The 21,063-nt window shown below is 40.9% G+C and carries 17 protein-coding genes; 9 read left to right on the top strand and 8 right to left on the bottom strand.

Translation table 11 applies throughout. From position 1 onward, the window contains the following. Positions 1-66 precede the first annotated feature (66 nt). The 8 genes from PP181_RS14690 to PP181_RS14725 form a co-directional block, all read right to left on the bottom strand. Positions 67-1,461: a Gfo/Idh/MocA family protein gene (locus PP181_RS14690; RefSeq protein WP_272637644.1), complete on the bottom strand. Its 1,395-nt coding sequence runs from the start codon at positions 1,459-1,461 to the stop codon at positions 67-69. Between the two features lie 147 nt (positions 1,462-1,608). Then, positions 1,609-4,971, bottom strand: coding sequence for a preprotein translocase subunit SecA (secA, locus tag PP181_RS14695; protein ID WP_272637645.1), 3,363 nt, complete (start codon positions 4,969-4,971; stop codon positions 1,609-1,611). Between the two features lie 214 nt (positions 4,972-5,185). After that, a complete protein-coding gene (locus tag PP181_RS14700) occupies positions 5,186-5,410 on the bottom strand; it encodes a DUF2795 domain-containing protein (RefSeq protein ID WP_027064442.1) in 225 nt (74 codons plus the stop codon). A 137-nt stretch (positions 5,411-5,547) separates the two neighbouring features. Continuing rightward, positions 5,548-6,123, bottom strand: coding sequence for a cob(I)yrinic acid a,c-diamide adenosyltransferase (locus PP181_RS14705; RefSeq protein ID WP_272637647.1), 576 nt, complete (start codon positions 6,121-6,123; stop codon positions 5,548-5,550). Positions 6,124-6,580: 457 nt separating this feature from the next. Beyond that, positions 6,581-7,087 carry a hypothetical protein gene (locus PP181_RS14710; protein WP_154916685.1) on the bottom strand — a complete coding sequence of 169 codons (507 nt, stop codon included), beginning with the start codon at positions 7,085-7,087 and terminating at the stop codon, positions 6,581-6,583. Between the two features lie 145 nt (positions 7,088-7,232). Then, complete coding sequence (locus PP181_RS14715) at positions 7,233-7,469, bottom strand: hypothetical protein (RefSeq protein WP_154916683.1); 237 nt, start codon at positions 7,467-7,469, stop codon at positions 7,233-7,235. Between the two features lie 222 nt (positions 7,470-7,691). After that, a complete protein-coding gene (locus PP181_RS14720) occupies positions 7,692-9,557 on the bottom strand; it encodes an ABC-F family ATP-binding cassette domain-containing protein (protein WP_154916682.1) in 1,866 nt (621 codons plus the stop codon). Between the two features lie 37 nt (positions 9,558-9,594). After that, entirely contained in the window at positions 9,595-10,773 is a 1,179-nt protein-coding gene (locus PP181_RS14725; protein WP_272637648.1) for a lipoprotein N-acyltransferase Lnb domain-containing protein, read from the bottom strand. Positions 10,774-10,875: 102 nt separating this feature from the next. Here PP181_RS14725 and PP181_RS14730 point away from each other — a divergent pair, with 102 nt between their 5' ends. From PP181_RS14730 to PP181_RS14770, 9 genes are all read left to right on the top strand, one after another. Next, the gene (locus PP181_RS14730) at positions 10,876-11,619 is read left to right on the top strand and encodes a CDP-alcohol phosphatidyltransferase family protein (RefSeq protein ID WP_272637649.1); all 744 of its coding nucleotides are present in this window, start codon (positions 10,876-10,878) and stop codon (positions 11,617-11,619) included. Between the two features lie 5 nt (positions 11,620-11,624). Next, complete coding sequence (locus tag PP181_RS14735; protein WP_272637650.1) at positions 11,625-12,161, top strand: DinB family protein; 537 nt, start codon at positions 11,625-11,627, stop codon at positions 12,159-12,161. 15 nt (positions 12,162-12,176) lie between these two features. Continuing rightward, the gene (locus PP181_RS14740) at positions 12,177-12,659 is read left to right on the top strand and encodes a GyrI-like domain-containing protein (protein ID WP_272637651.1); all 483 of its coding nucleotides are present in this window, start codon (positions 12,177-12,179) and stop codon (positions 12,657-12,659) included. Next, complete coding sequence (locus tag PP181_RS14745) at positions 12,659-13,933, top strand: MFS transporter (RefSeq protein ID WP_272637652.1); 1,275 nt, start codon at positions 12,659-12,661, stop codon at positions 13,931-13,933. The genes PP181_RS14740 and PP181_RS14745 overlap by 1 nt, the downstream gene beginning before the upstream one ends. Beyond that, positions 13,914-14,312 carry a DUF4345 domain-containing protein gene (locus tag PP181_RS14750; protein WP_272637653.1) on the top strand — a complete coding sequence of 133 codons (399 nt, stop codon included), beginning with the start codon at positions 13,914-13,916 and terminating at the stop codon, positions 14,310-14,312. Before PP181_RS14745 ends, PP181_RS14750 begins: the two co-directional genes overlap by 20 nt. Positions 14,313-14,369: 57 nt before the next feature. Continuing rightward, positions 14,370-15,176, top strand: coding sequence for a DUF4198 domain-containing protein (locus tag PP181_RS14755; RefSeq protein WP_154916670.1), 807 nt, complete (start codon positions 14,370-14,372; stop codon positions 15,174-15,176). A gap of 74 nt (positions 15,177-15,250) precedes the next feature. Continuing rightward, entirely contained in the window at positions 15,251-15,859 is a 609-nt protein-coding gene (locus tag PP181_RS14760) for a protein-tyrosine-phosphatase (RefSeq protein ID WP_272637654.1), read from the top strand. Positions 15,860-16,059: 200 nt separating this feature from the next. Then, complete coding sequence (locus PP181_RS14765; protein WP_272637655.1) at positions 16,060-18,426, top strand: hypothetical protein; 2,367 nt, start codon at positions 16,060-16,062, stop codon at positions 18,424-18,426. Positions 18,427-18,778: 352 nt separating this feature from the next. Further along, a complete protein-coding gene (locus PP181_RS14770) occupies positions 18,779-21,052 on the top strand; it encodes a hypothetical protein (RefSeq protein ID WP_272637656.1) in 2,274 nt (757 codons plus the stop codon). Positions 21,053-21,063: the final 11 nt, after the last annotated feature.

A 21,063-nucleotide genomic window follows, 5' to 3' on the forward strand; every position in this document is an offset into this window, starting at 1 on the left:
ATCTAGGTATGTTTTTAACACAATGCTAAGATTTTTTGCTTTCACATAGAAATTCAACCTCAAGACTTAGGTTCTTCTTACCTGTGGCTCCAAATCCGTTAATTCGGATATTTTTATGGGTTTACCGGATTGAATGCTTTTTCTTGCTGCAATTCCTATAAGGATGGACATGGCCCCATCCCGGCTACCAGCCGTTCTACCAAATGGGTCCGGTACTTCTGGGTTCACGAATATTTTGTCCTGTAGACGTTTATCGCCACCACCATGGCCGCTTTCTTCCATATCTACTTGAACGGTCTCGAATTCTTGCCAAAGTTTATGCACGACGATTGGTTTTTTGGATACGATTTCCCCTCCGTCCTGTGCCATTTCATTGGCGTGCTTTTCAGCTTCATCTATAGAGGTGTTTTCAAAGTACGGAATATCCAACCAAGCCTCAATTCTACCTTCTGTTCCATTGAAGGCAACCCGCCAACCCTCAAATGGCGAATAGGTCGTTAAGGAATAATTGAGGATGGTATTGTCCGTATACCTGACCTGTGCCGACATTTTATCATATATATCAATGTCTTCCCGAAACAAGCAGTTATCCCGAATATATCCGTCAGCATGTTCGTGATCAACATATAATTTCTTCGAAAATTCATCTTTGTGGATGTCCCAATAAAAAGCACATTCGTTTTTATGATCACAGGTCCTACAGTTCTTTCCCCTAAAAGGACCATTTTTTCCATAAAATTCCAGATCACCGTAGGCAAAAACTTCATTGGGTTCTGAGTTGATCCACCAATTGAGCAAATCAAAATGATGCGTGGCCTTGTGCACCCAAAGTGATCCGCTGCTGTCCATTTCTCCATGCCATCTTCTAAAATAAGAAGCCCCGTGATAGGTATTTAAATACCAATTGAAATCTACGGAGACAAGGTCCCCGATTGTTTTATTTGAAATCAGTTCCTTGATCTTGGTGGCATAGGGGCTCCATCTATAATTGAACCCAACGATTAAATTTTTATTGGACGCTTTTTCGGCATCCAATATCTGCTGGCATTTAAACTCATCGATTGTGAGAGGTTTTTCGGTAAGGACATCGCAGCCCATCCCAAGACCTTTGATTATAAATTCATGATGGGTGGAGTCTTTGGTGGTTACGATGACCAGGTCTGGTTTCGTAATGGAAACCATATCTTCAAAGGAAGTGAAGGTGGGACAACTGGCTCCAATATAGGTTTTGCCATATTCCAACCGGCTAGGATTGATGTCACTAAGTCCCACGAATTCCAAAATCTCTGAATACTCGTCCATTAGGCGTTTTCCCCAAAAGGTGATTCCACGGATACCCGTTCCCACTAGGGCAACCTTGAGTTTTTTCGATTTATCAAAGGCAAATGCCTGTATGGGAAAAGCACTGCTTGCGGCCAACATGCTGATGGAAAAAACAAATTCTCTTCTAGAATTTTTCATGGTATAAATTCAAACTATCCTTTTAAAGATATTTAAAATTTATAAAGGTTGGAATATTATGGCTCTAATATTTCCGGTGCATTGGGGAAGCTTCCAAAAATAAAAAGGCGTTCCATTGAACGCCTCTATACTGAAAAATCTTTGGGTCTAGTCCTGAATTAGAACCCATTCCCCTTTGGAAATAAGGGGTTCCGCCTGTTTGAACTTCAGGGTTTTACTTTCTCCGGACATTACATTTTTAATGGTAACTTTTTCATTTCTTCCGATTTTAGGTTGCTCCCGTACGATAGTCTCCGTTACGGCAGGTCGCTGTCGCTGTGTCTGCCCCACGGCCCTGTTTTGCGCCGCCAATTCATCGCTGTTGGGGATTTCCTCTTTGGAAGTCTGTATATTTTCCTTTTTTCTGGGGATGTTTCTAGCCTCTCGGATGTCATTTGGATTGCCTGATGGCAGTTCGCCCTTAAACAAGAAGGATACAATTTCCTTATTTACCTTTTCGATCATTTGTTTGAAAAGCTCAAAGGCCTCAAACTTATAGATTAATAAAGGGTCTTTTTGTTCGTGCACGGCCAATTGCACGGATTGTTTTAACTCGTCCATCTTTCTAAGATGGGTTTTCCAGGAGTCATCGATGATGGCCAAGGAAATATTTTTTTCAAAATCGGTAACCAATTGCTTACCATCACTCTCATAAGCTTCCTGTAAATTGGTCACTACGTTCAGGGTCTTTACACCGTCCGTAAACGGTACCACGATACGTTCGAAGTTGTTCGCGTTATCTTCGTATACCTTTTTGATTACCGGAAATGCCGTAGCGGCGTTGCGCTCCATTTTTTCCTTGTAATGGTTGTACCCCGCCTTGTAGACGCGTCCGGTTATTTCTTGGGCGCTAAGTTTACCGAATTCTTCCTCGCTGACCGGCGAAGTCATGGAGAAATACTTGATCAGTTCAAACTCAAAGTTTTTAAAATCGTTGGCGGCCTTATTACCCTCTACAATTACCTCACAGGTATCATAGACCATATTGGCAATGTCCACCTTTAGGCGTTCACCTTGCAGGGCATGGCGTCTTCTCTTATAGACCACCTCCCGTTGTGCGTTCATAACGTCATCGTATTCCAACAAACGCTTACGTACGCCAAAGTTGTTCTCCTCCACCTTTTTTTGGGCTCTTTCAATGGATTTCGTCATCATACTGTGTTGGATGACCTCACCCTCTTCCAAGCCCATTTTGTCCATCATTTTAGCAACCCGGTCAGAGCCGAAGAGTCGCATCAGGTTATCTTCCAAGGAAACATAGAACTGTGAACTACCGGGATCCCCTTGACGCCCGGAACGTCCTCGTAGCTGGCGGTCCACACGTCTGGAATCGTGCCGTTCCGTACCAATGATGGCCAAACCACCCGCTTTTTTAACCTCGGGTGTTAGTTTGATATCCGTTCCACGACCCGCCATATTGGTGGCAATGGTCACAACTCCGGGATTACCCGCATCGGCAACGACATCCGCTTCCTTTTTGTGTAATTTGGCGTTCAATACGTTGTGAGGGACTTTTCGTACGCTCAATAATTTTGAAAGTAGTTCCGAAATTTCTACCGATGTGGTACCAATCAACACCGGTCTACCGGCCTGACTCAATTTGGTGACCTCATCGATAATGGCGTTGTACTTTTCACGTTTTGTCTTGTAGATCAAGTCGTTTCTGTCGTCCCTAGCAATTGGCCTATTGGTAGGTATCTCAACGACGTCCAATTTGTAGATTTCCCAGAACTCCCCTGCTTCCGTAATGGCCGTACCGGTCATACCGGCCAATTTGCTATACATCCTAAAATAGTTCTGTAGGGTAACGGTGGCAAAGGTTTGTGTTAAGGCTTCAATCTTCACATTCTCCTTGGCTTCAATGGCCTGATGCAGACCATCGGAATATCTACGACCGTCCATGATACGACCGGTCTGCTCGTCCACGATCATAACCTTATTGTCGATAACTACATACTCCACGTCCTTTTCGAACAAGGTATACGCCTTTAACAGTTGGCTCATGGTGTGTATACGTTCGCTCTTGACGGTAAAGTCCTTGAAAAGTTCCTCCTTTAGTTCGGCCTCTTTCTCTATTTCTAGGTTTTGTTCCTCAATTTTGGCAATTTCAGCACCAATATCGGGCATTACAAAGAAATCCCTGTTCTGCTCTCCGGAGATATAATCGACACCTTTATCCGTAAGCTCTATCTGGTTGTTCTTTTCATCGATTACGAAAAGGAGGTCCTCATCTACCTTTGGCATCTCTCTGTTGTTGTCCTGCATGTAAAAATTCTCCGTTTTTTGGAGCAATTGTTTTACACCCTCCTCGCTAAGGAATTTAATGAGCGCCTTATTTTTAGGTAGGCCCCTATACACGCGTAACAATAGAAAACCGCCCTCCTTGGTGTTTCCTTCGGCTATCAACTTTTTGGCTTCGGCCAGGACACCCGTCAAATGTTGTCTTTGTTTCTGAACGATTTCACTCACCTTGGGTTTAAGTTCATTAAACTCGTGCCTGTCTCCCTCTGGTACGGGTCCGGATATGATCAAGGGTGTACGGGCATCGTCCACCAATACGGAATCCACCTCATCCACAATGGCATAATTATGGGGACGCTGCACCAAATCCTTGGGGGTATGGGCCATATTGTCCCTTAGGTAATCAAAACCGAATTCGTTATTGGTTCCATAGGTGATATCAGCATTGTAAGCGGCCCTTCTACCATCTGAGTTTGGTCTGTGGTGATCTATACAATCCACCGATAGTCCGTGAAATTCAAAAATGGGTGCCATCCAGGCACTGTCCCTTTTGGCCAGATAATCGTTTACCGTCACCAAATGTGCACCATTTCCCGTAAGTGCGTTCAAATATAAGGGTAGGGTAGCCACTAAAGTCTTTCCTTCACCTGTCTGCATTTCCGCAATTTTACCTTGGTGCAGGGCGATACCACCTATCAATTGGACATCATAATGTACCATGTCCCAAGTAACCTGTTTCCCAGCGGCATCCCATGAATTCTTCCAAACAGCGTTGTCCCCATCCAGTGATACATATTCTTTTTCACCCGATAATTTACGGTCGTTCTCCGTGGCTTTTACCATTAAGGTTTCGTTTGCTGCGAAGCGTTTTGCCGTTTCCTTTACCACCGCGAAAGCCTCTGGTAAAATTTTGTTCAAGGTCTCTTCCGATAATTTATAGGCATCTTCCTTTAGCTTGTCGATTTCGGTATAGATATCCTCGTTTTTATCAATATCGCTGGATTCCTTTACTTCCTTCTCAAGTTCCGTGATTTTATCGGTAATATCCTTGTAGGAATCCTTTATGGTTTGTTTAAATGTTAGGGTCTTGTTTCTTAGCTCGTCATGGCTTAATTTCTCGAAGTCGCTTTCAAAGGATTTTATCTGATCTACCAAAGGCTGAAGCTCCTTTACATCTTTCTTGGATTTATCACCTACAAAAGCCTTCAGTATAGAATTTATAATACTCATAGTGTGTTTCTAATTTGAGCTGCAATCCGGAACCATAGGATGTACGCCCCGTTTACAAGCTATTATTCGTTATCGATGTAACCATCGATACATCGTCTGTTCAAAAGCCGTTCCAGTGTGCGAAAAACACCGGATTTCTTTTTTAGACTGCCAAAATTACATAAAAAAAAAGCCTCCAAAGAGACTTTTAAGTAGTTATTGTAATATGGGAATATTAATATTCGTCCTCGTTCCAGAGGTAATCTTCTTCCGTTGGGTAATCTGGCCAAATCTCTTCGATAGATTCATAGATTTCACCACCTTCTTCCTCCATGGACTGTAAATTCTCCACAACCTCCAAGGGAGCACCGGTTCTAATAGAGTAATCTATTAACTCATCCTTACTTGCCGGCCAAGGTGCATCACTTAAATAAGATGCTAATTCTAATGTCCAATACATGGTAATTGTTTGATTTTAAAATTTTTGCAAAAATAATTTTTAATTGGAAACGGCCAAGACAATTTATTATTATTTCGACCGAGTTATCAACATATTTTTTGCATTGATAAATTGATAACGCATAAAATGTGAATTTATTAGTCCCTTTTCTCGGGAATCCACTTTATTTCCTCCACTCCCAAATCCATTGACAACTTTCGTGCCAATACAAATAGGTAGTCTGACAGCCTGTTCAAATAGGTAAGAACGGTCTCGTCAAAAGGTTCGTTCTCATACAAAATAGTCGTTTTTCGCTCCGCCCTTCTGCAAACAGTACGCGCAATATGACAGTATGACACAATGGGATGTCCGCCAGGTAAGATAAAATGGGTCATTTGTGGCAAAACCTCGTCCATTTTGTCCATCGCCATTTCAAGGTATAGCACATCGTCGTTACTGATTCTTTCAATGTTCAGGCGTTCCTTGCCATTTTTTAATGTTGCCTTTTGTGGTTCGGTGGCCAATATGGCCCCAACCGTAAAGAGCTTTATCTGAATAGCTTGCAGTTCGTTCTGGTAATCCTTGGCAATATTTTGGTCAGCAATCAACCCCAGCCATGAATTCAACTCGTCAACGGTTCCGTAACTATCTATCCGAATATGATGTTTTGGGACCCGAGTGCCACCAAACAATGATGTTGTGCCATTATCCCCAGTTTTGGTATAGATTTTCATTTAAATTGTTCTAATTATAGTTGCCGAATGTAAATTGATTTTTTTCAAACGCTATTCGCTTTCCGCTATAAATTATTTTTTGAAGGTCCAGGCTCCTTTATAATTACAGCATGAATGTTAGGTCGAGCCTTTCGGCTCCGCTCAAGATAAACTAAAGTCGAGACCTCATTTTAAACGCTTTAGGTACCATGACCTCTCGACGGCCCTCGAGGAGACATTGGTTTATGACGGTTTACGGATATACAATTTATTTTAACGTTCAAGCTATCTGCCTTCATTCAATCTTCTTAATTGGTTAGTCTTCATTCCTTTTTTTTCGATTGTAATCTCCCATAAACTTGCGCGACTTTCGTTCCCTGGCTTTTCTTTTATTGGTAATGGTAATTACCAAATAGATTGCAAAAACAACCCCCAATACTATGTAAATTGTATTATCCATAATACGTCATTGAATATTTTAAACTCTAATTTTAAAATGTTCCTTGGCCTGTTCCTTTCTAAAAAAAACTAGTCCGCAGTGGAACAGATCCATGGTTACCGACACTTCCGGCAGTTTTTTTATACGTTCCCATGACACCTTTCTCTCCCTATTCTTATGTATTCCGTTTATCATGAGCATAGTGTCGTTATGATAACTTGCTTTTGAAATTGACTTGAACAGGGTACCATTAACTCCAACATAAATTACATCCAACGGTAAGGTATCAAACGTCAAATGGTCAAAATTAGCGACTAGCTTATCTTTAATATAGTCGTCTGCATCCACAAATCCAATACTTTTATAATTAAAATAAGAAATTGCCTTGGTAAGCACATGCTCTTCAAGGGGGATGTGCCTTTGTCTTTTCGTGTAAAGGCCTTTTGTTAGGAAATTATATACAAACGGTGAATGCACGCCGTGTTCATTGGAGGAGCGAATAATAAATTTGAGATAGGACAGCAACTGGAACACCTTCTTTGGCAAAATTTCCCAAATGTACTAATACCTTTTGTTTTTTAACGATGGATAAAAACTGGAGCCTCGTATTCTAAAATATCGGTTTTTTTATGGGGTAGCCCCAAACCTGCCCTTTGGGCAGGTAGGGATACCGAGGGGATACTGGAATAGGTTAAGCCATTTTAGGACTGTTCGCTTTGGTAGTAAAGGAAAGTTCCTTCTTTACCCTTGAGTTCTTGAACCGGTACAAACGGGCCACTTCCTGTTTTACCTCCATCTTTTTTATCGGAGCCGTTTCGGTAACGATGCGCATTTCGATGGTCTCTACCTTTAGGGTCTCAGGACTGTCCTGGGCACTGGCCGCGGTTCCTATGAAGAAGATGAAGAAGATGGTTGCTACTGTTTTCATGACTTGCGTTTGTTACATTATTATAACTACCGCAAGCGTATTTCAGGGGGTTGCCATTCGTTGAAAAACAGGTGTTTCTCGATAAGCTGCACCGATCCGGATTAAGTGTAAAATTCGCTCGACGAACGTACCTTGCACAAAAAACGGGTTATCGAAAAAAGGTGTTTTTAATCGAGAGATTTCATTTAGGAGTAAGAGGGTTTTCCTGATTTTAGGGAATTGTCAGCCTAATTGGTCTGCCAGTTCGAACCAACGCTCCGTTTTTTGGTCAATGGTATCTGAGAGTTCCCCCAGTTCAATGGAAAGGGCTTCGATTTCTTCGCCACTAAGGGAAGTGTCCGTAAACTTATCCTGGATTTCCAGTTTCTTGGCTTCCAATTGCTTTATTTCCTTTTCCAAGTTTTTGTATTCCTTTTGTTCCAAGTAGGAAAGCTTGTTCTTTTCAGGTTCCTTCCAGGTAGTTTTAACAGGTTCCGATTTCTCCTTCTGTTCCCGCTGCTCGATTACCTTGCTATCTTCATAGGCGCGATAATCTGAATAATTGCCCGGAAAATCTTCAATCACTCCTTCGCCCTTAAAGACAAAAAGATGATCTACGATCTTGTCCATAAAATAACGGTCATGGGACACTACAATGAGGCATCCAGGGAAATCCAGGAGAAAACTTTCAAGGACGTTCAATGTGACAATGTCCAGATCGTTCGTCGGTTCGTCCAATATTAAAAAATTGGGATTTTGAATCAGAACGGTACAGAGATATAGACGTTTTCGTTCCCCACCGCTTAGCTTTTCAACAAAGTCATATTGCTTTTTACGATCAAAAAGAAATCGTTCCAATAATTGCTGGGCCGATATTTGTCTTCCTTTCATCAGCGGAATATAATCCCCAAATTCCCGTATGACATCGATGACCTTTTGGCCTTCCTTGATCTGTATTCCCTTTTGGGTGTAATAACCAAACTTGATAGTGTCGCCTATAACCACCTTGCCGTTATCCGGTTTGTCCCTTCCCGTTAGGATATTCAAAAAGGTCGACTTTCCGGTTCCGTTTTTTCCGATGATTCCTACACGCTCCCCTTTGGTAAAGGAATAGTCGAACTTTTCCAGAATAACCTTATTGGGATAGGATTTGGAGACTTTATGGATTTCGATGATCTTGTTGCCCATCCGTTCCATATTCAGCTCCAATTGTACTTCATGTTCCTTTCTGCGCTGGCTTGCTTTTTCCTTGATGACGTGAAAGTCGTCTATGCGGGATTTGGACTTTGTGGTCCGTGCCTTGGGCTGTCTACGCATCCAGGAAAGTTCCTTTTTATAAAGGATTTCCGTCTTGTGCTGTTCAACGGCTTCCAGTTCCAAACGCGCCTCTTTCTTTTCCAAATAATAGGAGTAGTTTCCTTTGTAGGGATAGAGCTTTCCGTTTTCCAACTCTATAATTTCGTTGCAGACCCTTTCCAAAAAATAACGATCATGGGTCACCATGAAGAGCGTAAGGTTTTCTTTCTTAAAATATTCCTCGAGCCATTCTATCATTTCCAGGTCCAGATGGTTGGTGGGTTCGTCCAGAATGAGCAGATCAGGCCTGTTGATAAGTGCATTGGCCAGGGCCAATCTTTTTTTCTGCCCTCCGGAGAGTTTTCCCACCTTGGCATGTAGATCTTCCAGTTTTAACTTAAAAAGAATCTGCTTGTATTGGGTTTCAAAGTCCCAGGCTTCAAATCGATCCATGGCCTCAAAGGCTTTTTGATAGGCTTCGGTGTCCTCTGGATTTGAAAGGGCTTTTTCATAATTGGCAATTACTTTAAGGATTTCATTATCCGAAGCGAATATGGTCTCCTCCACGGTCAAATCGGCATTCATGACCGGTTCCTGGTCCAAAAACGAAACCCTTATTCCTTTGCGATAATTCACCTGACCTGAATCCGGCTGGTCACTACCTGATAATATATTCAATATGGAAGTCTTTCCAGTACCGTTTTTGGCGATAAGGGCAATTTTTTGGTTTTTGTTGATGCCAAAGGACAAATCCTGAAAGAGCACTAGCTCCCCATAGGATTTGGAAATATTTTCAACGGTAAGTAGGTTCATTTTTAGGAGTTAGGAGTTAGGAGTTAGGTTTTAGGGGTTAGGAATTGGACTGGCCATTAAAATAAGACCACAAAAATAGATATCTAAGGGCCAAAGACAACAAAATAAAGATCAAGAGTATGGAAAACACCTGAAATTCTATCAGCCATAATAGAACGGTGAGGGCTAGAAATCCCAAGAGTGCCAAGATATACCATCTTATCCGGTTTGGCACCGAATTTTTAATCAAAAGAAAGGCTACAAAAAGGTTCGGAGCAAAGGCCCATAACAAGTTAAAATTCATTTTGGTGGCATCGTGGTCCGTAAAGAACCAAAGAAACACGATTACTAGGCCCGCCAAACCGGTTAGCAGGAACAACACAAAGTCGAGCCACTTTGTTCTCTTTTTAGCCCGATGGTCTTTATAGCTTATAAAACCCACCACCAAAAAGAGCAGTAAGAGCCAAAAAATTGGGGATAGCAAAAATGGGGTGGGGTAGGACTGTGGTGGGATATCCACCAAAACAGATTCCCTTTTCACTATAGGTTTTCCCGCCAGCGAAGTATGTTTCATTTGTTCATACACATACAGGGGTAAGAACATAAGTTCATAAGGTGTCGCTTCCCGGTCGATTACGGCACCCAAGGCCAAATCGATGCCGAAATTCGACCACGAGTTAATTTCTAAATTTTGATGTATCAATTCCCTAAAAGTAAATTCTTCCTCAAGGTGGGAAAAGTTGAACTGAAGTGAAGGGCCTAAGGTTTTTTCAAAGACTAGGGGTATTCTGGTGGCGCAGTTATCAAAAAGAAAATCATATTGGTACTTCCTATTTTCCGGTAAAAGATTGTTTTCCAGAAAGACCACAATGGCTGTTCTCTTTTCTAGGTCAAGGTCCAGTTCCTGTTCCCGGACCCAACGTTTTTCAATTTCATAACTTCTTTTGAAATAAGAAAATGGCATCCTCGATATGGTATACGCCAGTTTCCCCCTGGTGAAATTCAAATAAAAGTTGGGGTCCTCAAAATCATAGGTGCCATAGCCATACACTTCGTCGATTCCCAAGGAAGCGTCCTGAAACCGAATGGCACTATGCCCAAATTTGGCAGCAAGCTCTTCCCCGGTTCCTACGGTCAACAGACTAATTTTGGAAAGGGGCGAAAGTTGGTTTTTCTGGGAATGTCCAGCAAAACCTACAATCAAAACCAGAAAAATTAGGACGGTCCTTTGAAACATAGTCGAAAAGCATGGATGCTACCGCAAAGATGCGAATAATAACCAATTTATGTTATTTTTACTCGAAATCGAAGTTGCTAACAAATACCGGTTTTAAACGACATGCAAAAACACCTCCCCAATTTTATTACACTTTTGAATATCTTTTGTGGCTGTGTGGCCACTGTTTTTGCCGTTTTGAACAATTTGGAAATGGCAGCCCTATTTGTCGCTTTGGGCATCTTCTTTGATTTTTTCGATGGACTTGCCGCACGGGTCTTGGATGTGAAAAGCGAATTGGGATTACAGCTGGACTCCCTCGCCGATGTTATCACGAGCGGACTTGTACCGGGTGTCGTTATGTTTCAGTTGTTGGCCATGTCCCAAAGTGGCGGTTGGAATCTGATCGGGGCTTCTTTTTTGGAAGAACCCGGGGTTGACTGGGTTTCCTATTTACCATTTTTTGGGTTTGTGATCACTATGGCGTCCGCCTATCGTCTGGCCAAGTTCAACTTGGACGAGAATCAGGTATCGTCCTTTATAGGCTTGCCAACACCTGCCAATGCCCTGCTTATCATATCACTGCCGCTAATCCTTTTTTACAACGGAAGCGAAAGTGTCAATGCCATTATATTACAACCATGGTTTTTAGTGCTCCTCACCATTTTAAGTGCCTATTTGCTCAATTGCAACCTTCCGCTTTTTGCCTTGAAGTTTAAAAACTGGAGCTTTAAGGACAATGCGCTACGCTATATTTTTCTGACCATAAGTTTGGTTATGATAATCACGATGAAATTTCTAGCGATTCCCTTTATTATCTTATTTTATATTTTGAGCTCTTTTGTGGAGGAAAAATTCTCGAAATAGACGGGATGGAGCCAACAAATCATAACGAATCCATCGAATATTGGTTACGGGGTCCCGTGGAGGGAATACCCTCTCTTTTACAACCGGCCTCACATGCCCTGCTGCAATCCAACAAGGATCTTTATGATTATTTGGCAGATTTTCCGGAGGTATTTCTTTGGGAAAAATTGGAAGATAGGGCATCCGTTGGGTTTCATATACAGCACATGACGGGCGTATTGGATAGAATGATGACGTACGCCAAAGGAACTTCGCTCACGGATGCCCAATTCGAGTATCTTAAAAACGAGGGGGTGCCTAACAACAATTCGACCTTAAACAATTTAATGGCTGATTTTACAAAACAAATGGAAATTATGCTTGGGTATTTTAAGGGCCTTTCCGAGGATACCTTAAAAGAAGCAAGATTCGTTGGAAGAAAAAAATTACCTTCTACGGTTTTGGGATTGCTGTTTCATGCAGCGGAGCATAGTCAGCGCCATATAGGACAATTACTGGTCACCGCTAGTGTGTTAAAATCCCAGCGTACGAGGATAAATTAATTTTTTTTAAAAGTTGTGAAGATTACACCAAGAATAGAAGAAAGTAAAGCGAGGAAATTAATTGGTGTGTCGTGCCACATGAGCATTTTGAATAACAGGACGGCTGAACTCTGGAGCGGTTTTCGGCCAAGGGTTTCGGAGATTTTCCATAGGGTTTCACTCGATTTTATTTCCCTCCAAAACTATCCCGAAGACTATTTCAGGCATTTTGACCCAAAGAAGTCTTTTGAAAAATGGGCCGCCGTGGAAGTATTGGAGGTATCCAATATCCCTAAGGGTATGCAGTTTTTTGAGTTGCCTGCTGGAAAATATGCGGTTTTTGAATACAAAGGGACAAGTAGTGACCCTCACTTATTCCAATACATCTATAATGAGTGGTTGCCGACTTCTAGATACCGGTTGGACCACAGGCCCCATTTTGAGGTGCTAGGTGAAAAGTATAAAAATAACGATCCCAATTCCGAAGAGCAGATTTGGGTTCCAATCCTGGACTATTAATGGATACCGAAAAAAGAGCTCCATGGTATTATTTGGCATTGTTGATTTTGGCTGGAGAAAGTGTTTTTATTTTGCCCTTCGTCCTTCAACGTGTATTTAGGCCTACCGTTTTGAAGGTTTTTCAACTGAACAATACGGAATTGGGTCTTTGCTTTTCCGTGTATGGGGTAGTCGCCTTGGTTTCTTATTTCTTTGGTGGACCCTTGGCGGATAAATACCCGCCAAGAAAGTTGATCGCCCTAGGCCTTTGGACAACGGCCGCAGGCGGATTGTATTTTGCCACCTTTCCCGAATTTCATTACTTACAGATACTCTACGGTTATTGGGGTTTTACCACTATTTTCCTTTTTTGGTCGCCCATGATAAAGGCCACAAGGGTCTGGGGCGGACGTAATTCCCAAGGAAAGGCATACGGATTTTTGGATGGGGGAAGGGGGCTTGTGGGGGCACTTTTCGGGACCTTGGGCGTATTGGTTTTTTCTTGGTTTATGGCCGATAATTTGGAAAGTGCCAACCTCGCCGATAGTCGGTTTGCGTTCCGCAAGGTACTTTTGGTATCATCCACAATTGTGGCATTCGTGGGCATTTTGGTCTGGGTGTTTATGAAACTGCCAGACCGTTTGGAAAGGGAAATCGTTCTGGAAAAAATATCCATGTCACAAATTGGACAAGTACTAAAATTACCATCGGTTTTATTGTTGATGGTCATCATACTTTGCGCCTACGTGGGGTATAAACTAACCGATGTTTTTTCGCTCTATGCAAGTGAAATCATGCTGTACGATGATGTGGATGCCGCCAAGACCGGAGCTTTTCTTTTCTACGTGAGGCCCGTGGCGGGAATCTGTATCGGGATTATTGCGGATCGCTCCCTACCTAGTTATTGGCTGTTTGTGAGTTTTGTCGTTTCTTTAATTGGTGCCATGCTCTTTTCTATGGGGTTTGTGGTGGACACCTCCGTGTTTTTATTTCTTGTTTCCATTTTAATCGTCACTTCGGGAATTTATGCGGCCAGGGCTTTATATTTTGCGGTTATGGAAAGCGGAAAAATACCGTTGGCATTGACGGGAACCGCGGTGGGACTTATATCGGTAATAGGCTATACCCCGGATATATTCGCCGGCGCTGCCATGGGCCTATTGCTGGATGCGAGTCCCGGATTGAAGGGACATCAGCATGTTTTTTATATGATCGCGGGCTTTTCCCTTGTGGGAGCGTTGGCAGCCTATAGGTATTACAAATTATACAGAAAGGATGGAAAGAAAATTTCCTAGGAATCTGCAATTGGTCCTATCCGGAATCATTGTCATTTTGGCGGGCCTAGTGTATGGACTCCATCCGTTATATTCCATGCCTTTACTACTGGGTTTTGAAGTGGAGGCAGTGCAGCTTGGGAATATATTTAGGGCCATCATGGGCATTTACCTCGGGTTGGGTATCTATTGGCTTTTGGGTGCATTTCGTCAGGAGTTGTGGAAATCAGCCACACTCTGCAACGTGCTATTTATGGGTGGTATCGCTTCAGGTATATTGATCGGCTTGCTTTGGGATGGTTTTGGTTTACCATTTTTCGTCGCCATGGTTTTGGAACTGATTTTTATGGTTTGGGGATTTTATAATTTGAAAGCCTTTAAGTCCTACGTCGGTAAATAAATAAAACCATTAATGTTATACCTTCGTAGATATTGTGTAGAATTAAAATATGAACATATGAAAACCGTACTTCGTTTACTTTCCTTATTGGCCATTGTGGTCCTTTTTTCCTCCCACGAACTATTTTTAAAGTCCGACTCTCATTTTTTGGAACCCAATACCTCGGGTCTCCTTTATTTGTTCAATGGTACATTTGATACCAGTGAAAATGAAATTACCAGGGACCGAATCGTAAAAGCCAAAATTTTGGGGCCGGGCTATCAATTTGAACCATCGGATACTGATTACTACGGAGAGGAAAATATCACCTATCTAAAATATACTACCGGAGCATCGGGAACGTATGTGGCCGGTATTTCCACCCTGCCGAGGATATTGGAAATGAATGCGGCGGATTTTAATGAATATTTGGAGCATGAAGGTCTGGAGGGCACCATTGCCGATAGAAAACAGGCCGGAATCACCAATAACGGCGCTAAGGAGCGGTATTCAAAACATGTAAAGGCACTGCTACAGGTGGGTGAAAATACCTCCATCGACTTTATGAAGCCGTTGGGCTATCCCATTGAGTTCGTTCCCTTGAACAATCCTTTTGAGATTACCTTGGGGGACAGGGTCGCCTTTAAATTGCTCCGGAACGGAAAGCCGTTGGCCAATCATACGGTTCATTACAGCACCTCCGTGCCGGGCCAGGATGCCCACGAGAACGAAAATTCCGTGAAGTCCAATGCCAACGGTATGGTAAGCATTTTGCCCACCTCAAAAGGAAAGTGGTACGTGGCCACTATTCACATGGAAAAGAAGGAAGGTGATGCCGTGGATTACGAATCCAACTGGGCCACCTTGACCTTTGAGATTAAATAATGGTTAGCTTTTTAATCCGATGTTCTTTTTTCTGGAAACAGGTTTTAATTTTGCCTTAAATTATTGTGTGAGCTATGTTCAAGGAACTAAAAAAAGGCATCAAGGAACTTAAGGGATATACGCCCGATGCGGTCCGTACCCCAATTTTACAATCGTTGATCGATTACATTCAGGAAAAAAGGGATGAGGATGAGCCCATTAACCTGAATTTTGTTTGTACCCATAATTCTCGAAGAAGCCATTTATCCCAAATTTGGGCACAGACCCTAGCCGCCTATTTTGATATTCCTAAAGTGGCTTGTTACTCCGGAGGTACGGAAGCAACGGCTTTGTTTCCAAAGGTCTTGGATACGTTGGAAGGTGCTGGATTTAGAATCAGCAAATTATCGGAGGGTGGGAATCCAGTGTATGCCATCAAATATGGAGATAATAGCCTGTCCATCATCGGTTTTTCAAAGACCTATGATCATGCCTTTAATCCGGACTCCAATTTCGCGGCCATTATGACCTGTGGGCACGCCAATGAAAACTGTCCCTATATTCCAGGAGCCGAAAAGCGCATTCCAATGACCTTTGATGATCCAAAAGCTTTTGATGGAACCAATCTCCAATCTCAAAAATACATGGAGCGAAGTTTGGAGATAGCGGCACAGTTGTACTATGTTTTTTCTAAAGTGGTATAGGAATTTCAGGAAATCCAACCTTTGATAATTTCCCTTTTTCCCAACTTTTTAAAGATGTAAATGACTTGTTAAATATAGGTAAAACTGTCAATCTAAAATTGTCATTAGGGTCTGCATGATTATCTTTAAAGAGTATGCTCTGCGAAAAACTGAAAATAGTTTACCGGTCCATTAAATACTGGTTTTTAATTTCCACCTTTTTGATTACTTCACTTAATGCTCAGAATTTAAGTGTGGAGAATAAAATAAAACCTGCCTTTAAGGACTATTTTGGAATGCCCCGGACCTCAGTTTTTTTGCATTTGAACAAAAGTGCCTTTGTTGAAGGAGAGCATCTCTGGTTTAAAAGTTACCTATATAACAGACTAAAGAACAATCTTTTAAAGGAACCGCTTAACCTTTATATAGGAATTTATGATTCCGTGGGCCAACCTATAAAAAAGGAGCTTTTCATCAGTAGGAATGGATTAGCGCTTGGACAAGTACTGATTGATTCCACTTTTGACAAGGGAACTTATTATATAAAGGCTTCGACCAGCTGGATGCGTAATTTTCAAGAAGATGATTCGTTCATTTCCCAATTTGATGTCGTTCAAGGGCCTACCAAAATAAAAGGAATCGAAGACGAAGAATTAGATGTCCAATTTTTACCAGAGGGAGGATATTTGGTTTCGGATGTACAGGGTACTGTGGGGGTTAAGGTAATAAATTCTCATGGAAACGGTGTTAAAGGAGCAAGAGGGATCATCAGAAATAATCGCGGTGATTCCATAACAGCATTCATTACAAACAATTTTGGCCACGCGAAGTTTGAGATTTTACCTCAGCAGGAAATTCTGTATTCTGCAACAATGGATAATTTTCAAGGGAAAAAACAAAAAATTTTGCTTCCCAAGTCCAAACCCAAAGGCATTGCAATGTCCATAAGGAGAATTTCTTCTGATCGAATAATGATTCTTTTGGGAACCAATTCCGTGACCAGGGCTGAAATGGGAAGTAAGCCATTTAGTTTACTTTTTCACAGGGATGGGCTTTTAAAACATATGGAGGTGGTGTTTCCATCGAATAAAAATTACGTTTCCTATGTTCTTGACTCGGAGTCCTTACATCCTGGTACCAACATTATTACACTAATAGACAGCTATGGAAATCCTCTGTTGGAAAGACTGGTATTTAATAGGAATAGCATAAAGCAGGGAGAATTGAAAACATCACTTGGATATGTTGATCGCGACTCAGTATCCATGCATATTGATTTGGAAAGAAAATCAAAAGGGTTTTTATATTTAAGCGCCTCGGTTTTACCGGCAGAAACTAAGGCTTATCGACATGATTACAACATTTTAAGTACCTTTTTGTTAACTCCATATTTGTCCGGAAGTGTTGAAAATCCTAAATATTATTTTTCAAATGTATCCGAAAAAACCGAAAAGGATTTGGATTTACTTCTATTGACACAAGGTTGGTCCCGTTATGAATGGAAGAATATTTTTGAGATTGCTCCAGATAAAAGAAATGGTTTTGAGACTGGCGTAGATGTTTTGGGCCAACTTAATTTTGAGCTTAGAAAAAATGAAGGGATTATGTTATATCCTGGAGAGGGGTCTCTTCCTCAAATGATAAAAATAAAAGAAGGTTCCAAAAGTTTTTTTCTTGAAAATTACAATCTTGAAAAAGGAACTGAACTCAGGTTTACGGTAGTAGATGCCAATGGAAGGCTTTCCAGGCCAAATTTATACGTCAGGGTCGATAACGGAACAAAATCGGATGTTCTACATAAACTGCCTAATAAAAGGCAAATGTCTACCTTTGATTATCAAGTAAATGATTACAGTGGCAATTTTAGTTTTGTACTTCCAGATAATACCATCACATTGAATGAGGTAACCGTAGAAAGCAGGCAGGAGGACCCTGTTTATGTGAGTCCCAACTTTACTCCGGATAAACTCGTTAAAGTTACAGAGAAAACCATAGGCAATTTCCCTAGACTATTGGATTTGATACGGTCCAGTGGATTTAATGTGTGGGAGGCACCCAATACGGGCTATGACCGCATTCGTATTACGTCCAAAAGACCCTTGGCACTTTCTTTGACACCTCCCTCTCCAAGATTATACGTGGATGACATACCTTATTCAGATTTCAATATATTGACAGATTTTTCCACTAGCCAATTGGAAAGCTATTTTATTGATAGGTCTGGAAACGGGGAACCTGGTGCCGCAGGAGGAGTGATAAGGGTATACACTAAGAAGGGGGTTGACCAGGATGCTGCAGGTTTGGGAAGAAAATATTCCGATAAGGAATTTTTTAAACATATTGTAAAAAATGGTTTTGACCAGGTGAAAGAATTCTATGTGCCCAAATATGCCAGCGTCAGTGATGACTCCTTTAAAAATTTTGGAACTATTCACTGGGTCCCCAGTTTGGAAATAGTTGATGGACGTAATGGTACATTCGTATTTCAACACCTAGACATCAAGCGCATGAAAATATTCATTGAGGGAATTGGTGAAGATGGTACTCTTTATTCCACAATGGAGGATGTTGAAATTAGTCCGGATTAGGTCAACGTTTTTTTAGATAACCGGTTAATTGAGTAAGATTCATAGGATGTACTTTTCATTTATTATTATAAACTAATAAGGCTATTAACATCTATTAAATCAACATTTTAGGTTGATAATAGCTACTTCGAAGGGATTGAAATTCTGAATATAAAAACTTTAACAAAAGATACTTGTCATAACAAAGTCACCTTGGCTAGATCAATAATTAATTCGTATTTGTAACATGAATTATACTATTCGCTCATTAAGTTGTTTGTTTTTTTTGTCGGTCTTCGCATGTGCAACCTTATATTCACAGAATTTAAGCATTGAAAACAGGGTCAAACCTGCAATCGGTGATTATTTTGGTATGCCGAGGCCTTTAGTCTTTTTACATACGAATAAAAGCGATTATGTGCAGGGGGAATATCTATGGTTCAATGGTTATATTTATGATCCTTTGACTGGCTTCCCTTATAACGAGAGACTGAATCTTTATGTAGGTGTCTATGATTCAGAAGGCAATCAAATCAAAAAGGAACTTTTCATTAGTGAAAATGGAATATCAAAAGGACAAATCAAGATAGATTCTATTTTTTCTGCCGGGCTTTATTACCTAAAGGCAACAACCGGTATTTTGCAAAACTTGAAAGAAGAGGATTCTTTTATTCAAAAATTTAGGGTTATAAATCGATTTCAGACTGTATTAGAAAATAGTAAAGATATTTTGGACATAAATTTTCTGCCCGAGGGAGGTACCCTAGTAAGCGATGTTCCTGCGACGGTAGGGGTTAAAGTTGAAAATCGATCGGGCCAGGGTGTCGAAAAATTTAAGGGCTATTTGGTGGAAAGTAAAGGTGATACCGTGGCGAGCTTTGAAACCAATATGTTTGGTTTGGCCAGGTTTAATTTCTTGCCTAGAAAAGAAGAGACCTACAGTACAAGTTTAATCGACAGCGAAGGCAGAATAAGGCAATTCTTCCTACCGGAGATAGAAGAAAGGGGAATAGGCATCAATGTCAAAAGGCTTTCTGAAAATAAAATACAGATTACTTTGGGCATGAATCCTTTAACTAGGAGTGAGATTGGTGAAAAAACGTATTCCTTATTGTTCCATAGAGATGGACTTCTTAAGCATATGGATATTAACTTTCCAAAGGATGGAACCTTTGTATCCTATATTTTTGATTCCGAAGAGTTAAACCCGGGAATGAATATTGTAACCTTGGTTGATAATACGGGAATTCCTGTGGTCGAAAGGCTAGTCTTTAATTCTGGGGATTCAAAAAAGAATAATGATTTAAACATAAACGTAAAGTCAAAGAAATTTGATTCTGTGCAATTAACCCTATTTGCAAAAAATAGCTCCAAAAGCTTAAAATTTTTAAGTGCTTCAATTTTGCCTTTGGGAACGAAAGCCTATCAAAAAAAGAAAAATATTTCTAGTTCTTTTTTATTGGAACCTTATGTTAATGAAAATATTGAGCATCCTTCGTATTATTTTACGGAGACCTCAAAGAAAAGGGAAAATGATTTGGACCTATTGTTATTAACGCAAGGTTGGTCCCGTTACGATTGGAAGAACATATTCAATAATTCACCAAGAAAAGAGAATAATTCCAGGACAGGAGTGGACCTTTACGGCAAGCTGAATTTTGAACTGGGAAGAAATGAGAATCTTTTACTGTATATTGGTGACAAGCCATACCCAAAAAGGATTGAGTTGTCCCAAGATTTGGAAGAATTTGTATTAAAGAACTATTATTTTGAAAATGGTGATGAATTACAATTCACCACAATCAATTCAAATGGAAAACTTTCAAGGCCCAATTTATATGTAAGGCTGGATAATGGCATTAGGGTCGATAAAATAAATAGTGTTGAGAAATATATTACAGAGATTGTTGCTAAGGACAATAGCGAAGCGTATAACCTGGAAGATTTTATAATGCCTGACAAAACCATAGTTTTGAACGAAGCCACGGTAGTTGAGAAGAAAAAGAGAAATGATTACTTAATCAGTCCGGTCGTTAACGAAAATCGTGTAACCGAGATTACGGAGCGGGAAAGAAAAATGTATCCCCGTTTTATGGACATTATCCGCTCCAATGGTTTTAGGGTTATTATCGACTGGACTAGCTTATATGAGGGTCGAGTATCCATTGTCAACCTTAGAAATGGCGTCTCACCAGCTTTGTATGTAGATGACATTCTTCAAGTCGATTTTAATAATATAGAACATATTTTGACGGATGAAATAGGGGCTTATTTTATAGATAAGTCTGGAAATGCAGAACCAGGCGCGGGAGGCGGTGTTATAAGATTGTACCGGAAGATTTGGGGCGAAGGGGAGGATGTAAAAGTTGAAAAGGAGTCAAGGTTTTTTCTGCACACCGTAAAAAATGGCTTTGCTCCGGTAAAAGACTTCCATGTTCCCAATTACGCTAGTGTTACAGACGATGCCTTTATTAATTTTGGAACCATTCATTGGGAGCCAGGTATTATTCTCGACGAAAATGGGAAGGTCGACATTATTTTTGATGGTAAGGGTTGGACGGAATTTGAACTATTTATCGAGGGCATGGCTTCTGATGGTTCTTTATTTTCAACCAACAAAATAATTAGAGTAGATTCTAGTCAATAAGTATATTACAT

The sequence above is a fragment of the Maribacter sp. PR66 genome (genome assembly GCF_028464205.1).
GTDB lineage: Bacteria > Bacteroidota > Bacteroidia > Flavobacteriales > Flavobacteriaceae > Maribacter > Maribacter flavus.

Bases quoted from the DNA above. Each gene is read 5' to 3' on its own strand.
- PP181_RS14690 (WP_272637644.1), bottom strand. From the start codon at position 1,461: ATGAAAAATTCTAGAAGAGAATTTGTTTTTTCCATCAGCATGTTGGCC.
- secA (WP_272637645.1), bottom strand. From the start codon at position 4,971: ATGAGTATTATAAATTCTATACTGAAGGCTTTTGTAGGTGATAAATCC.
- PP181_RS14700 (WP_027064442.1), bottom strand. From the start codon at position 5,410: ATGTATTGGACATTAGAATTAGCATCTTATTTAAGTGATGCACCTTGG.
- PP181_RS14705 (WP_272637647.1), bottom strand. From the start codon at position 6,123: ATGAAAATCTATACCAAAACTGGGGATAATGGCACAACATCATTGTTT.
- PP181_RS14715 (WP_154916683.1), bottom strand. From the start codon at position 7,469: ATGAAAACAGTAGCAACCATCTTCTTCATCTTCTTCATAGGAACCGCG.
- PP181_RS14720 (WP_154916682.1), bottom strand. From the start codon at position 9,557: ATGAACCTACTTACCGTTGAAAATATTTCCAAATCCTATGGGGAGCTA.
- PP181_RS14725 (WP_272637648.1), bottom strand. From the start codon at position 10,773: ATGTTTCAAAGGACCGTCCTAATTTTTCTGGTTTTGATTGTAGGTTTT.
- PP181_RS14730 (WP_272637649.1), top strand. From the start codon at position 10,876: ATGCAAAAACACCTCCCCAATTTTATTACACTTTTGAATATCTTTTGT.
- PP181_RS14735 (WP_272637650.1), top strand. From the start codon at position 11,625: ATGGAGCCAACAAATCATAACGAATCCATCGAATATTGGTTACGGGGT.
- PP181_RS14745 (WP_272637652.1), top strand. From the start codon at position 12,659: ATGGATACCGAAAAAAGAGCTCCATGGTATTATTTGGCATTGTTGATT.
- PP181_RS14750 (WP_272637653.1), top strand. From the start codon at position 13,914: ATGGAAAGAAAATTTCCTAGGAATCTGCAATTGGTCCTATCCGGAATC.
- PP181_RS14755 (WP_154916670.1), top strand. From the start codon at position 14,370: ATGAAAACCGTACTTCGTTTACTTTCCTTATTGGCCATTGTGGTCCTT.
- PP181_RS14760 (WP_272637654.1), top strand. From the start codon at position 15,251: ATGTTCAAGGAACTAAAAAAAGGCATCAAGGAACTTAAGGGATATACG.
- PP181_RS14770 (WP_272637656.1), top strand. From the start codon at position 18,779: ATGCCGAGGCCTTTAGTCTTTTTACATACGAATAAAAGCGATTATGTG.